Source organism: Neobacillus sp. B4I6 (assembly GCF_050434045.1).
GTDB lineage: Bacteria > Bacillota > Bacilli > Bacillales > Cytobacillaceae > Neobacillus.
The window spans coordinates 2174212-2189357 of sequence record NZ_JBNPWB010000002.1 but is presented as its reverse complement, the minus strand read 5'-3'; the positions used below and the strand labels follow the sequence as shown (position 1 = coordinate 2189357).

At 36.8% G+C, this 15146-nt stretch carries 17 protein-coding genes; 14 read left to right on the top strand and 3 right to left on the bottom strand.

The window, feature by feature from the left end:
* Positions 1-192: 192 nt before the first annotated feature.
* The gene (locus QF028_RS12840; RefSeq protein WP_429465911.1) at positions 193-474 is read right to left on the bottom strand and encodes a hypothetical protein; all 282 of its coding nucleotides are present in this window, start codon (positions 472-474) and stop codon (positions 193-195) included.
* Between the two features lie 83 nt (positions 475-557).
* On the bottom strand, positions 558-1001 hold the full coding sequence (locus tag QF028_RS12835; protein WP_429465910.1) for a hypothetical protein: 444 nt from the start codon (positions 999-1001) through the stop codon (positions 558-560).
* A 164-nt stretch (positions 1002-1165) separates the two neighbouring features.
* Here QF028_RS12835 and QF028_RS12830 point away from each other — a divergent pair, with 164 nt between their 5' ends.
* From QF028_RS12830 to QF028_RS12790, 9 genes are all read left to right on the top strand, one after another.
* A complete protein-coding gene (locus QF028_RS12830; RefSeq protein ID WP_429465908.1) occupies positions 1166-1432 on the top strand; it encodes a hypothetical protein in 267 nt (88 codons plus the stop codon).
* A 105-nt stretch (positions 1433-1537) separates the two neighbouring features.
* Positions 1538-1924, top strand: coding sequence for a sigma factor-like helix-turn-helix DNA-binding protein (locus tag QF028_RS12825; protein WP_429465907.1), 387 nt, complete (start codon positions 1538-1540; stop codon positions 1922-1924).
* A gap of 352 nt (positions 1925-2276) precedes the next feature.
* On the top strand, positions 2277-2471 hold the full coding sequence (locus tag QF028_RS12820) for a DNA-binding protein (RefSeq protein ID WP_429465905.1): 195 nt from the start codon (positions 2277-2279) through the stop codon (positions 2469-2471).
* Between the two features lie 60 nt (positions 2472-2531).
* On the top strand, positions 2532-3212 hold the full coding sequence (locus tag QF028_RS12815) for a hypothetical protein (protein ID WP_429465903.1): 681 nt from the start codon (positions 2532-2534) through the stop codon (positions 3210-3212).
* A complete protein-coding gene (locus tag QF028_RS12810) occupies positions 3196-4497 on the top strand; it encodes a replicative DNA helicase (RefSeq protein WP_429465901.1) in 1302 nt (433 codons plus the stop codon). Before QF028_RS12815 ends, QF028_RS12810 begins: the two co-directional genes overlap by 17 nt.
* Before the next feature lie 52 nt (positions 4498-4549).
* Complete coding sequence (locus QF028_RS12805; RefSeq protein ID WP_429465899.1) at positions 4550-4741, top strand: hypothetical protein; 192 nt, start codon at positions 4550-4552, stop codon at positions 4739-4741.
* 14 nt (positions 4742-4755) lie between these two features.
* Positions 4756-5142 (top strand): terminase small subunit, encoded by a 387-nt coding sequence (locus tag QF028_RS12800; protein WP_429465897.1) that lies wholly within the window; start codon positions 4756-4758, stop codon positions 5140-5142.
* 76 nt (positions 5143-5218) lie between these two features.
* A complete protein-coding gene (locus tag QF028_RS12795; protein WP_429465895.1) occupies positions 5219-5611 on the top strand; it encodes a hypothetical protein in 393 nt (130 codons plus the stop codon).
* A gap of 348 nt (positions 5612-5959) precedes the next feature.
* Complete coding sequence (locus QF028_RS12790) at positions 5960-7444, top strand: recombinase family protein (protein ID WP_429465893.1); 1485 nt, start codon at positions 5960-5962, stop codon at positions 7442-7444.
* Positions 7445-8208: 764 nt separating this feature from the next.
* Here QF028_RS12790 and QF028_RS12785 read toward each other — a convergent pair.
* Positions 8209-8769 (bottom strand): HPP family protein, encoded by a 561-nt coding sequence (locus QF028_RS12785; RefSeq protein ID WP_429465891.1) that lies wholly within the window; start codon positions 8767-8769, stop codon positions 8209-8211.
* A 381-nt stretch (positions 8770-9150) separates the two neighbouring features.
* Here QF028_RS12785 and QF028_RS12780 point away from each other — a divergent pair, with 381 nt between their 5' ends.
* The 5 genes from QF028_RS12780 to QF028_RS12760 all read left to right on the top strand — a co-directional run bounded on the left by QF028_RS12780 (position 9151) and on the right by QF028_RS12760 (position 15141).
* Complete coding sequence (locus QF028_RS12780; RefSeq protein WP_429465889.1) at positions 9151-9828, top strand: AAA domain-containing protein; 678 nt, start codon at positions 9151-9153, stop codon at positions 9826-9828.
* Positions 9829-10204: 376 nt separating this feature from the next.
* Positions 10205-10351: a hypothetical protein gene (locus tag QF028_RS12775; RefSeq protein ID WP_429465887.1), complete on the top strand. Its 147-nt coding sequence runs from the start codon at positions 10205-10207 to the stop codon at positions 10349-10351.
* Between the two features lie 262 nt (positions 10352-10613).
* Positions 10614-10850 (top strand): hypothetical protein, encoded by a 237-nt coding sequence (locus QF028_RS12770; protein ID WP_429465885.1) that lies wholly within the window; start codon positions 10614-10616, stop codon positions 10848-10850.
* A 1454-nt stretch (positions 10851-12304) separates the two neighbouring features.
* Complete coding sequence (gene pfkB / locus QF028_RS12765; protein WP_429472310.1) at positions 12305-13240, top strand: 1-phosphofructokinase; 936 nt, start codon at positions 12305-12307, stop codon at positions 13238-13240.
* Positions 13237-15141, top strand: a complete 1905-nt coding sequence (locus QF028_RS12760) for a PTS fructose transporter subunit IIABC (RefSeq protein ID WP_429465883.1) — start codon at positions 13237-13239, stop codon at positions 15139-15141. Before pfkB ends, QF028_RS12760 begins: the two co-directional genes overlap by 4 nt.
* Positions 15142-15146 lie beyond the last annotated feature (5 nt).

Sequence of the window (15146 nt, the reverse complement as noted above, 5' to 3'; positions counted from 1 at the left end):
TTACACGCTGTTAGAGATAATTTACGAAGAATGCCAAGCCGGAAAAACCGATATTACGAGTAATCCAGGGGAATAAAGAGGAGAACTCCCCGAAAAAGAAGTGACTATCTACTTTCATTACTAAGTTGAGAAAAAAAGAACAAGCTGCCATTATTGGCAGCTATTTTTTAATAAAACTAAGGAGTAATTTCTTTAAAGTATTTTTTTTAGGTTTTCCCTAAACTCTTTTGAGAAAACTCCTTTATTCACACCATCTTTTAACAATTCCAGAAGTTCCTCTTCTGTTAGATCCAGCGGTCTAGGAATGAAACGTCTTGACCCATTCTTCTCCTCCTTGTACCAAGCGAACCTAATTTCCTCACGTTTGATGTCTTTAATAAATATTTTCTCAACTGCAGAAATATCTTCTCCTTCTTGGGTTGTACCTTGAGCTAATAAATCACAATATTGCGTACTTTTTATAAATGTACTCATGTTAACCAATCCCTCCATTATATTTAAACACCCATGTTAATAAATAGAAAATTCCTAAATAATAGCAACTTTAATGTCCTGGATTAACTTATCAAACATGTAAGGATAGTTGGTAAACGAAAAGCAATTGATTGTGCTTTTTTATTAGTGCATTCTTTATCATCTAATCCATCTTTTCTATAGGGTCCCATTACTTTTTCTAGCTTGTCTTTCCAAAGCTTATTTAGCTTTTCAAGTTGTTTTCGTTCGAACCGAAGGCTAACAGTTTCGGGCATATTCTCTGATAGATGTATATGATTATGACCTTCATATTGAATTGCACCAATTCGGACGTTGTCATAATGAATTTGTAATGCTTGTGGGGTAAGTGGTGCTTTTTCGGTTTTATTTCTTGGTATAAAGACTAAATCAAAACCTAATGTTTTCATTTCCAAACAAGTACGGTTGAAAACACTAGCAATTTTCCCAAATTGTAAACGGCGTGGATCATCTGGATTTAAGTTAATTAAATCAGTTTTACCTATCATAAAGAACCCCCATTCGTTAATAGCAATTCATAATATTCATATTTCTAGTTTTTTTTGTAAATACCTCTAAATTTTATAAGTTCCGGAAAAATTCACATTTCGTATCGTTATCCTATTCCAAAATAATATATGCTTAAGCAGAATTCATATAGGAGGTGCTCTAATTGTATAAACTGCAATTCTGTAATGCTTTTACGCAAGAACTTCTAAGGGAAGCCACATACGGCAAAGTAGATGTAATTCAAAGTTTAATTGAATCTGCACAAAAGAATGTTGGTTCCGGACTAGACTCATTTATCATTGACAACGAACTGAGGACATTAAGAGCTGAATATGTTACTCATTCAATGATACATCAAGGAAATGAAACCGTTTACAAACTATTCTTTAAGGTGAAGTTGTCTGAAGTACAGGCGAGGATAACAAAATAGGATAAATAAGGAGTTCCGACAGCTACTGCTAGTGGTACTTATCCAAGTTGAATGTAACCAGCTGGATTGGACAGGTATGTAAAAAATAAGAAGGGAAATTGTTTTGTGGAATATAAAACTAAATTGACCAAAGATGACGCCATTTTTTTCATGGATATGGTCGGCTCTGTGAGGAGCCCTAATTTTGTACCTAGGCTGCATAAAAGGAAACCGTATTATAAAATATTAAATGAAAGAAATTCAGAAGATTACCAACGATTTATTAGGCTATATGAAACTATGAAACATATCCTAACACAAAGAGAGCAGACCATACTTAATGAAATGTATGGTTTAAACCAAGAAAGGGCTCGATTAACAACAGTTGGGGAATTGTTAAACATTTCGCGTGATCGAGTAAGGCAGCTAAGAAATGGAGCTGAAAACAAGATAGTAAAGGAACTCTTGGTGAAAACCAACATTACCCCACCAGGTAGACGGGAACGCACGTAAAACTGCTGCAATTCGATCTATACTATCATGATATTTAAATCAAGGAAAAAAATGAAAGACCACAAATAGTGGTCTTTTTCTTATGTTTTCCTAAGCTCATGGTCCAGCACTTACTGTTCTAATCTGAACAAACTGGTGAAAGCTTATGGGTGAATGGTCCCTAGGATTTTAAATGATGCTAGTTCAATAGTATTTTGTTGTTGCTATTATTACTATTTTTTTCTAGGAAAATATTATTATTTTTTTATCTGCTCGTATACAATCCCAATAACATTAATAGATTATAACAAATGCTTAACAAGTATGTATATGCATTTAAAACACAAATATTACTAAAAAAGGTGGGATTAATATGAGTAAACAAATTGAAGATTACCCAATAGTGTTTGACGCAAAAATCATTGCCGAAATAATGGGACTTTCCTTAAGAACTGCTTACCTAGTAATGGATCATCCAGAATTTCCTCTCATTAAAATTGGTAGGTGCAAAAGAGTGGAACGTGACGGGTTCTTTGTATGGCTAGAAAAACAATCAATGAATTCTTAATAAGGAAAATAATACTCCGGGTTCCGGCTAAAACAAAGAGGTGCTGATATTGGGAATCGATTGTTAGATGAATACCCTTTGCTAGTGTTCCCGACATTAGCAAAAACCATTGGTCTTAATGAAGCTATAGTGCTGCAACAGATACATTATTGGCTTCAAAAGAGCACTCATGTAAAGGAAGGCAAGAAATGGATTTATAACAGCTACCCGGAATGGCAAAAACAATTCCCATTTTGGACAAAGCGAACTCTGATTCGAATTGTTAAATCGCTGGACGAGCAAGGGTTAATTACAATAGGGCATTTTAACAAACTTAAAGCTGATAAGACCAATTGGTACACGATTAACTATGAAAAGTTGTATTCCCTAGTGACAAGTTGTCACCATGATAGTGACAACTTGTCACTACCAATACCAGAGATTACTACAGATAAAAATAAATATGCTAGTGGTGTCTATCTTTTCAAAGACGAATTTAATCAGCTTGTTAAAAAATATGGTTCCAAAAATACAGCAAAAATGATAGAGCTACTAAACAATTATAAAGAAGCACACGGAAAAAAGTATAAGTCTGACTATCATGCGATCCTTCAGTGGGTAGCTGACGAAGTAACAGGTTCCAAAAAGAAAAATGTTCAGCTAAATGAAAGGCATGATAAAGAAAAATCTTCACAACAACGAGAAATTGCTTTTAATCGCTGGGTTGAAGGAGGGAATGATCCAGATGAATTTACCTACTAGTCAAACATTTTCGCTGGAAGCAGAAATGTCTGTTATTGGTTCGATACTTTATCAGCCGGAAATTATTGATGAGGTCGTCCCAAGATTAGAAGAGCGTGATTTCTATAATTCGGTTCACCGTCATATTTGGTCCGGGATATTAAAGCTTTATCGAAAGAATAAACCTATTGATTTAATAACAATTACAGAGCAGCTAAATCAACTGGGGGTCCTTGAGGATGTTGGCGGCGTGTCTTACCTAAGTCAACTAGCGGGCCCCATCCCTTCTACTGCTAATACAGGCTACTACTGTGACCTAGTAAAATCCAAAGCTTTAAGAAGACGGGGGATCGAAGTAGGGGAAAAAATAAGGCACTTATCGGAGCAAAAAGATTTTGAGGATGACGATACCTTTTTGAATGAAATTGAGACAGAGGCTGCAAAGATTAGACCTAAAGTATCCGGCAATATTAAGCATATAAAGGAAAGTCGCTACGATTACCTTGAGTATTTGCTGGAAAGGGATAATTTCATCTTTACCGGTTTTAAAGGATTTGATAAATGGCTAGGAGGTTTGGGGCGAGGATGGCTTTGTATTCTTGCTGCCAGACCGAGTGTAGGTAAAACTGCTAAGGCGTTACAAATGGCTTTAGGAATAGCTGGACAGGACGTAGGAAACGTCCTTTTCTTTTCACAGGAGATGAATCGAAATCAATTGTTTAATAGAATGATAGCTTCCATGACTGGAATATCTGCAAACAGAATAAGGCGTAAGGAACTTGAGATTGAAGAGTATGGCAAAGTCGAAGAAACTTTCAAATCATTAGAAAATTTACCTTTATTCATTGAAGATGCAAGTAATATCAGCATTAACCATGTCCGTTCAACTGCAAGGCAAATAAGGCGGAAGCATGGTGAACTAGCTGCGATCATTGTTGATTACCTAACCATAATGAATATACCTCATTTACCAGGACAAACCCGTTCTCAAGCAGTAGGTGAAGTAACACGAACGGCTAAGAAAATAGCTATGGAATTGAATGTGCCATTTATAATGTTAGCCCAGCTAAGCAGGGACGGTGCTGGAACAGAACCAAAGCTGGAGCATTTAAGGGATTCTGGAGAAATTGAACAGGACGCTGATATAGTCGAGTTTTTATGGCATGACCCGAATGATACACACCCTAGCGGAAAAGTTATTCAAAGTTTTATTGCAAAAGGAAGGGATGTTGGTATTAATAAATTCCGGTATTTGTTTAAGGGCTGGATACAGAAGTTTGAGGAGCTTGACGAAGAGCGGAGATAAAAAATCACGCCTAAATATTTCTAAATATTTTGAAAAGGAAAAGGTGAAAATTATGAACCAATACCATTTATATGAGTATCTAAAAAAACAGTATATCGATTTTGGGTTCACTTATACGTTGAAACAAGTAAGAGAAATGGCTGAAGACACTGAACTACGTTATGACGAGATTAGGGAAGCATATGAGGATTATAAAGTTGCCCTTCCAAATCTTCAACCTGGCAGTTTCCTAGATTTTAATTAATGAGGTGATAAAGGATGGCAGAACTAACTGTTAAACAACGGCGTTTTGTCCAAGAGTATATGAAGGATTCATGTGCAACCAGGGCGGCAGTTAGAGCCGGATATAGTGAACGTGCAGCCTCTGAAATAGGGTACCAGCTCCTTCAGAAAACTTCAGTTTTGGAAGCTATTCAAAGCCTTCAAGACAAAATTCAGCAGCAGTTAAGATTGCAATTCGTTTCGGACGCTTTAAAAGCACGGGATGTTCTGAGAGAAATATTGGATAACCCGAACAGCTCTGACCGGGACAAAATTACAGCTGCCCGTGATTTGCTCGATAGAGCAGGATTTAAACCAACTGAGAAAAAGGAATTTAGTGGTCCTGACCAAGGTGCAATTGAAATAGTGTTTGTTAATGAATGATTTTGCTTTTAGTACTGATTGTTTAAAAAGACCAATAAAATCACTAAACATCTTAAAACGAAAAGGAGTCAACAAAATGAATAAACAAGAAAAACAACAATTAAAAACTATTAATTTAGTTCAAAAATATGAGCTCGATAAAATGGAGGAATTAGTACTAATAGAAGCAATAAAGCATGACTATCCGTTTGATGTCACGGAAATAGATTTAGAAAAAGAGCTAGAACGACTTAATATTGATAGCACTATTAAGTTGAAAAAATTATATAAAGGTCTGAGAGTTCAAGTTTTGATATGTGATACTGGATACTTCGAGGGTACAATTTTAACAATAAATCAGGGTGAAATTTATCTTGAAGTTGATGACTTTTTTGGTGCAGCTTACGATTGCGTGGATTATTCAGATTGTTATCAAGGTGTTCATACTTTTGGAATAGATGATATTTATCAATTATCTATAAAAGAATAAGTTCTTAAGAAAAAACTTATCACCTATAACACATTTGTTATCTGAATGGTACTGGCACGGATTAGGAAGGGTTATAAAATTACTCGTCCGTGCCTGTTTTGATTCAACTGAAATTACAATTTCATTATGCAATAACTATTAATTTAAATCTTGATGTTGGACACCAAATTGATTTTAGGATGAGGTAAAGTATATGAAAGTTAATATTCATTATGGTACCTGTGACTTTACAGTTTTGATAGAATCATATATTAATAGCGAAATGGAAAAAAGAGCTAATGCAGGAATCAAAAAACCAATTTATAATGAGTATACACACGGTGACATCTCTTGAGGAGGAAACAAATCTTGAGATGTGCAGTATATGTCAGAGTTTCAACTGATCATTTGGAGCAAAAAACAAGTTTAGAAAATCAAAAACACCTATTTTACTCCTATATTGAACAGCAAGGATGGGAACTTGCTGAAATTTATCTAGATATTGAAAGTGGTACCACCGACAAGAGGGAAAACTTCCAAAGGATGATTCAAGATGCTGAAAAGGGAAAGTTTGACTGCATTTTAGCTAAAGAACTTTCCCGTTTAGCTAGGAATGGTGAGTTAGCCTATAAAATCAAAAGGGTCCTCCAATCTAGTAAAATTCAACTAATAACATTGGATGGAGCAATTAATACTCCGGAAGATAATACAGACAAATTTGGTTTGTATGCTTGGCTATATGAAGAAGAAAGCCAACGTATTTCTAAAAGGATACAAATTGCTCTTAAAGAAAAGGCAAAAAGGGGAGAATTTAAAGGTTCAAATGCCCCCTATGGTTATGAAGTAAAAGATAAACAGCTGGTTGCCCGAAAAGATGATACTGTTGATGTAATTAAATTAATTTTTTATCTATACCTCCAAGGCAAGGGCATTGAGACAATTGCAAGACACCTTGATAGTTTGGGATATCCAACCCCAGCACAAGTTGCTGGTAAGAAAAATGCTGGTCAGTTTTGGCAAGGAACTTCTGTTAAATTAATCTTACAAAATCCACATTATGTGGGGGATTTGGTACAGGGTAGAAGTAAGGTTAGAAGCTTAGTTGATAAAATTAGGGATGACATACCCGAAGGAGAATGGATTGTTATTCCCAATTCTCATGAGCCCATTATTTCGAGAGAAGATTTTGAAGCAGTACAAAACATGATGAAAAGTAGGTATAAAAAACGCCCGAAAGCCAAAAAACACTTATTTACTAACGTTATTTACTGTTCTGATTGTGGAACAGCAATGTGGTATATGCAAGACAGAAAAGGATATGTTTGTGGACGTTACCGAAAGCATGGCAAGAATGCTTGTACTAGTCATTTTGTTAAAGAAATTGGGCTTGTAAATGCAATTCTTAGTGAGTTACGTATCTTGGTAAATAAAGTTATTGATGGCAAAGGTATGGTTGAGAATCTAGTAGAGAAGGTTAATAAAACCATAACGGGCGAAAAGAAAAAACTCAAAAAAATCGAAGATGAAATTTTGCAACTTAAAGAGGAAAATAAAGAACTTATAAAGTTACTTGCCAGAAAAATTATAAGTGAAAGTGAATACAAAGAAACAACAGAATCAAATAGAAAAAGAGTTATCCAGCTACAAGAAAACATGCTTGGTATTACTGATCTTCTACAAGACCATAAAGAAGGTAATAACAAACTTGATAAATATCAAAAGGTTATTGAACAAATTCTACAATTAAACGACTTGAATGAAGGGCTACTACATAGGGTAATTGAACGAATCGAAATAACACAAGAAAAGGAAGTAAATGTACATTTTCGATTCGCAAGCCCTATTACTTTTTAGAAAAAATGTAGTCACCGACACTCTACACATATCGAATGCAGGAACATTCTAGTGGTAAGTTGGTGGCATGGTGGTGGCAAAATCCAACATCCTGCCACCAATTTAATCTGCCTTAACCTAATTAAACGGAAACTGTAGCCTATTAAATCAGGCATTTCATAACAAAACTGTTATAATCAGATTCGTTTTTCTTCCTTGACAGGGAAGGGGGCGTGGGTTCGAATCCCTCACAGGTCATCAAACAAAGCCTTGGTAACGTTAAGTTATCAAGGCTTTTTCTATTATTATAGATTCAATTTTTGAATAGTTCAGGTGAAATGGTGGCAGAAATCTGATAAACTAAAAAGAGGTTTTTTGAAACCCGGCATTCATATTAGCCGGCCAGTAAACCGTAGCACCGTCAGCCGTTCTTCCTTAAATAAGCGTTCTTTTTATAATCATGAGCTTTCTGTTTTGGAGAAGAATGAAAATCCTTTCCGTCGTACTCAATAGCAATCCGCGGCCCTACAAATGTAATATCAATCCGATATTTACCACAAGGCACTTGCTAGTAACCGCATACCCTGAAATCTCAGGGTATCATATAAACGCTGTTCAATCGGACTTTCAGATTTATATCGCTGCACAATAGCTGGATTGGTCTCTGGATCGGGTCGAATGCCCCCCTTAGATTCCTGAATTTAAGTATTTTCACACGAGGATAAGGGTTGGGTTTATGAACATATAAAAACGCCAGTTTTGTTAGCTTCTATAGTTTCTTAGTTTTACAACCAGCGCTGTGGGTATTGTCTTGTTTGAAACAAGTTATTATAGATGATTGATATAATAATTAATAGGAAAGTACCCATTACAACCGAAATAAGGAATCCCCATCCTGCTTGGGAGTTAACAGCAACAAAAGCACTAGCAGCTGCAGGAGGGTGAAGCGTTTTGGTAAGGATCATTAAAATTAGTACGATAGCTAATACTAGGCCAATAGTGAATAGACTCTTACCTAATATACTCCAAGTGATAAGTGCTATAGTGGTAGAAAATAAATGTCCTCCAAAAACGTGGCGAGGTTGAGACAGTTGACCTTTATGAGCACAAAATACAAGCAGACAACTTGCACCAAGAGGACCCAAGGCCATGGGATATCCTAAATTAACCGCTACTAAACCAATGATGATTATAGCAATGAGTCCACCTGTAGCTGAAATAAGAGAATCAATATAATCAATTCTGTCTTTTTTTGTAGCTTCGCCCTTCATTTTCTTTAAATATGCTGTTAAACCTATAATTAGTTGATTACTCCAAATTTTCTCCAAACTTTTTTCAGGATTCATAACTTTTTTCCTCTGGCTTTCAAACTAAATTTGGCAAGGGTTTTGTCAGAGTTTTTGCCATAAAAGTTATTTTATACGAAAACTATGAATATTTAAAGAAAAATATATATTCGAATTTTTCGATTACGACCGTTTTTTATCCGCTTCTCATTCTACACACTCTATACAACATCAGTTAACATTACCGCTTGTGACCTGAGTGCCAGGTTAGCTGAGCGTTGTCCGATATGGGTTCTAAGGCGGGACCGTCTGGGAATCGGCTGCCAAGGTGGATTTCCTCGAGCCACTAGGCCCCACTAGCCAGAGTACAAATGCAGGTTCTATTCCAGCTGTGCTAAGCGGCTCAACCAAATTGATCGGATGAGACGGAATAAACCTTCCATGGAACAATTTTTTAAAGAAGGCAAGCAGGATGAATTCTTTGTGAAGAGTCTGGAGAATGTACAAGGGGACGAACGGGACGTCATCTTCTTCAGTATCGGTTATGGAAAAGCTCCTGATGGCAGCCTTCATATGAACTTTGGGCCGTTAAGTAAAAACGGGGGAGAGCGCCACTTAAATGTAGCCATTACTCGGGCGAAATACCATGTTAAATTAATCAGCTCATTGTTGCCGCAAGACATTCCATTGGAGCGGACTCAGAGCATTGGCGTTCACCGCTTACGAGATTATATGGAAATGGCTATGAATGGCCATTTGCTAGTATATACATCTTCAAATACCGTAAAAATGTATGATTCCCCTTTTGAAGAAGATGTTTACGATGTTCTTGTCGATATGGGGTATGAAGTAAACACTCAAGTAGGCGCTTCTGGTTACAAAATTGATTTGGCCGTTGTTGATCCTCGTAAACCGGATTCGTATCTTTGCGCGATTGAGTGTGACGGCAAGACTTATCACAGCTCGAAAGTAGCCCGCGACCGAGACCGCTTACGTCAGCAGGTCCTTGAAAATCTCGGTTGGAAAATTCACCGAATTTGGTCGCAGGAGTGGTTCAAGAAACGTAATTTTGAAATAACACGACTTAAGAATTTATTTTGTAATCTTGAAAATAGATAAAACTCTTTGCGATTGAAAAGACAGGATTCTCATGGGGGAAAAATAGAAATAGTGGATTGATTATTGTTAAGTGAGAGGACTATCTAATATGGATAGTCCTTTTTTGCTTAGGAATATTATTCCTTCTCAAAGCCTGGAAGCCTTGAATTGAAAGTGAAACCAAGAGATCTATACCATTAGGAAGTTACCTTAATAGGTAATAGTATATTTACTATTAAATCCGATTGGCCATGAAGGCTCTATTACGCTAATTAGCAAGCTGACTCTTGTCGAAACGACTCAACCAATAGAGGTCTTATTTCTTTTGTCATAATAAAAAGCTTTGATTGAAACAAAATAACAGTGAACATTATGTATCAGAATGGAGACGATGTGAATGAGAAATAGAGCCAAGGCGACTGGACTCATCCTTGCTCTAATATTAGGCGGTATCATTGGAGGGTGCAACCCAGGTGTAACAAGGCAACAAATCGATACTACCAAATCAAGGTGTACATCTTGGGCAAAACAAGGATTTAACTGACGCAATCGCGGGTATCAAGGCGGCTATTGATAAAAACACGGCTGACATCGCCACCAACAAGACTGAATTAGCTCGTCAAGAAAAGGCGGCTAACGATAGAAACGTTTTTCAAGATGGTGAAATTAACGCACTCAAGCAAGAGAACACGGCTCAGAAAGCTCGTCTGGATGCGCTGGAAGCCAAACCAGCACCAGCAGTTGACAAAAATGAGGAAATCTGCAAGAACATCAAGTACGACATTGCCGCAACTGGTTACGCAACGGTGCTTGACGTAAAGATGGCTAAGACTCTTGACGGTAAAACAGTGGTTAAGGTAATGACTGATACAGATCACGAAGCGTGGGTGTTAGGTGACTCACTCAATCCACCACGTTCACACGGCAAAGAAATCGGAGCGATTATTGAGAAGCACACTGGTCTGACGTATGAGAATTCGACTTGGACTCCTATTGGCAGTGGTATCGAGGCTAGTGGTATAGCTACGTTCGTATTGAAGTAAGCTGATCTAACTGGTATTGTACGCTCTTTTATCCGGAAGTTCTGGAATTATTAAAGCCCTTCAATTTTGAAGGGCGTTTTTAATTTGAGTAGGTAAGATACACTCCTTTTATTTAGGTAAGGTAGTATTAAAATTTTATTAGTATGGGGTTTAATACACATTTTCCAAATATAAAGAAAAAGGTCAAAAATTCAGTCGACAATTTTTTTACTGGTATTTAGGAAAAAATCTATTATTAATAAGAATAGCGGTAATGTTAATCAAACGATTGATTAACAAGAGAAAAGAGGAAAAAGGGTCGAAGAATGTAAGATTACTAGGTTTTTATACTAATTTTTGAAGATTAAGAAAAAAATCCATACCACGGCAACAATCTTTTCACATGCTAGGATGGAAAAGTCCTTTATAAACAAGGGTCCATTTGAAATCTAAACAAACGTTTGATTAAGAAGAGAAAGGTAGAAATGAATCGAAAATGCAAGCTTGCCAGTTTTAATACTGTTTTATGAAGATTAAAAAGAAAATCCCAATCCGCAGCGACAATCCCGTGTACCGCGGCCAGCCAAGCACGGCCTTGATATGAATTTGCTCTGTAAACATCAACAGAACTTTTTGGTACAGTAATATTTATTTCATATTCCTTTAGTATGGTTAAGGGTGTGTCAATAAAAGATAGGTATTGAGAGATTCTATGAACCAAGTAATACTCAAGTTCAACTGACATTATCTTGGGTTGGCAGCGATCCTATTATTTTCCGATATTCTTAATTTCTATAAGTTAGGACAGGAGGATATGGAAATCCTTATTAATCTGCAGCAGTAAAAAGCATGCTGGAGAGTTGGCACAACTTTAGATATGTTAAATAATGAACATGATTTTTGAATGTCCTATTTTAAAGATATGTTGAATCAAAACAAATAGAATGTCACTAAATGTAAAAAACTGAAGAATTAATAGTTTAACTTTTTAAAGTATAGGACTTTGAAAGGTTTTGGATGTTTTTGAAAGATTTTGAATGAAAGTGATTGATTTTTGTTAATCTCTAAGATAGAATTTAATTATAGAAATTGAAGTGATTTCTCTGGAAGAATAAGTTTAATGGATAGCTTTAAAAGGGAGATGCTGTTTTTAGGATCTAAAAACTGTGCAAACATAGGGAATTTTTAAAAAAACAGATACTTCATGAATCATATTGTTATCGAGATTTAGGCGTTGAAGACATTTGTTATGAATACATATGTGAAATTAGGGATTATTAATATCTAGAAAAATACTTTAAAAACAATCAAAAACATTCAACGAAAAAGGGCAATACCTATATATAACAAATTTTAAAGGTATGAGATTGATTTCAAACATCGTCACTTTTAAGGTCATTTCTTAGCTACTGAAATTTTCTAAAATGACAACACAATAAGAAAAACAGAAAAACAATAATGAAGGTTGTGAAATGATGATTTATACGTGCACATTAAATCCATCTGTCGATTACGTCGTACATGTACAAGATTTTCAATTAGGTGAATTAAATCGAATGTCATTTGATGTAAAATATCCAGGTGGGAAAGGCATTAACGTTTCCCGGGTTTTAAAACGTGCGGGAGTTGAAAGTAAAGCCCTTGGGTTTATTGGTGGATTTACAGGTTCATATGTCGAAGAATTTTTAAATGAAGAGGGCATTTCCACAAATTTTATTCATGTAAATGGTGATTCCCGTATTAATATCAAATTGAAAACAGATGAAACAGAAACAGAGATTAACGGGCAAGGCCCTGAGGTTAGCAATGACCAATTCAGGCAGCTTATCAAACAAGTAGAAAGCTTACAAAATGACGATGTTCTTGTACTGGCTGGAAGCATTCCAAGCTCGCTGCCTAGTGATTTTTATTCAAAGCTTACAAAAATCGCAAAAAAGCAAGGGGCAAAAGTGGTGGTGGATGCGAGCGGCAAAGTACTTCTTGATATCGTTGAACAAGGGCCTTTTTTCATTAAACCGAATCATCATGAACTCGGTGAGTTGTTTGACGTTACGATTAAGACACCAGAAGAGGCGATTCCTTACGGTCAAAGATTGCTTGAATTAGGTGCTGAAAATGTGGCCATTTCGATGGCTGGAAAAGGGGCGCTCCTGATTACGAAGGAAGCGATCTATCAAGCATCTGTTCCAAAAGGAACCGTAAAAAATTCAGTTGGTGCGGGGGACTCTCTTGTGGCTGGTTATCTAGCAGATTATTTACAAAAAGGGGATGTTGTGGAAGCGTTTCGAACGGGTGTTGCTACTGGAAGTGCGACTGCGTTCTCACTAGAGCTATGTACGCAGGAAGATGTGGAGCGTCTTATTCCGAAGGTTGAAATCAAAAAAATTGGATTGGGAGTAGTTCTAGCATGAAAATTACAGACTTATTAAAAAAAGATACGATTATCCTTGATTTGCAGAGTACCTCAAAAGTTGATGTAATTGAAGAACTTGTAGGAAAGCTAGATGCCGCAGGCCGTTTAGAAAGCCGTGAAAATTATAAGGAAGCGATTTTAAAACGGGAATCTCAAAGTACAACTGGAATTGGTGAAGGAATTGCAATACCACATGCGAAAACAAGTGCAGTCAAAACACCAGCAATTGCATTTGGGCGTGCAGTTAACGGAATTGATTATGAATCACTTGACGGTCAGCCAGCACGTTTATTCTTTATGATTGCTGCTAGTGACGGGGCAAATAATACCCACTTAGAGACACTTTCTCGTTTATCAATGTTATTGATGGATGCAGATTTCCGTCAAGTGTTGCTTAAAGCAGATTCCATTGATTTTGTCCTTAAGGCGATTGATGCAAAGGAGCGTGAAGGGGAAGAAGAGGATGAAGTTGTGGAAGATAGCAACGAGAATCTCATCCTTGCTGTTACTGCTTGTCCTACAGGAATCGCCCATACATACATGGCAGCTGATAGTTTAAAAGCAAAAGCAAAAGAAATGAATGTCAACTTGAAGGTTGAAACAAATGGTTCCAGCGGAATAAAGGGAAAGTTAACAGCAGAAGAAATTGAAAGCGCAGTCGCGATTATCGTTGCAGCAGATAAACAAGTAGAAATAGACCGTTTCAAGGGTAAACATGTCATTCAAGTACCGGTAGCACATGGGATTCGCCGCCCTCAAGAACTAATTGAACAGGCATTGAAACAAGATGCACCTGTTTATAAAGTTGGCGGTGGTTCCGCATCGAGAGAGGAAGTAAAAACAGACTCAACAGAACGCCGCGGCTTTTATAAACATTTAATGAACGGTGTATCCAACATGCTGCCATTCGTTGTTGCTGGTGGGATTTTAATTGCCATTTCATTTATTTTTGGGGTCCATGCGTCAGATCCAAACTCCCCATCTTATAATCCAATTGCCGCGACCTTAAAGACTATTGGAAGTAAATATGTATTTTCGTTAATGATTCCTGTATTAGCTGGTTTTATTGCTATGAGTATTGCGGATCGCCCTGGTTTTGTTGCTGGTATGGTAGGCGGTTTAATGGCATCATTGGGCGGGGCAGGATTTTTAGGAGGTATAATTGCTGGTTTTCTTGGAGGATATATTGTCGTTGGCTTAAAAAAAGCGCTTATTCGTCTGCCGCACTCATTAGATGGTATTAAGCCAGTTTTATTATACCCGTTATTTGGTGTATTACTGACAAGTCTTATCATGATGTACATCATTATTAATCCTGTAAAAGCGTTTAATGATGGATTAACAACATGGTTACAAGGATTAGGGTCAACAAATTTGTTATTTTTAGGTTTAATTCTTGGTGGGATGATGGCGATCGATATGGGAGGACCAATTAATAAAGCAGCACTCACATTCGGAATTGCGATGATTGATGCAGGTAACTATGCTCCCCATGCAGCAATTATGGCGGGTGGTATGGTTTCACCATTAGGCCTTGCGTTTGCAACGACATTTTTTCGTAACAAATTTACAGAACAAGAACGTGAAGCAGGAAAAACGAGCTATATTATGGGGTTATCCTTTATTACTGAAGGTGCGATACCATTTGCGGTAGCAGACCCAGCCCGTGTCATTCCAGCATGTGTAATCGGTTCAGCGATAGCGGGTGCCTTAACAATGTTATTTAAAATTGGCTTGCCTGCCCCGCACGGTGGAGTGTTTGTCATTCCAATTGTCATAGGTAATCCATTTCTTTATGCATTGGCCATTTTAATTGGATCAATTGTAACTGCGCTCATAGTTGGTTTCTTGAAACCTATCAAAATAGAAAACAATATTGAAGGTGAAAGGGCCGCATAAAGTGA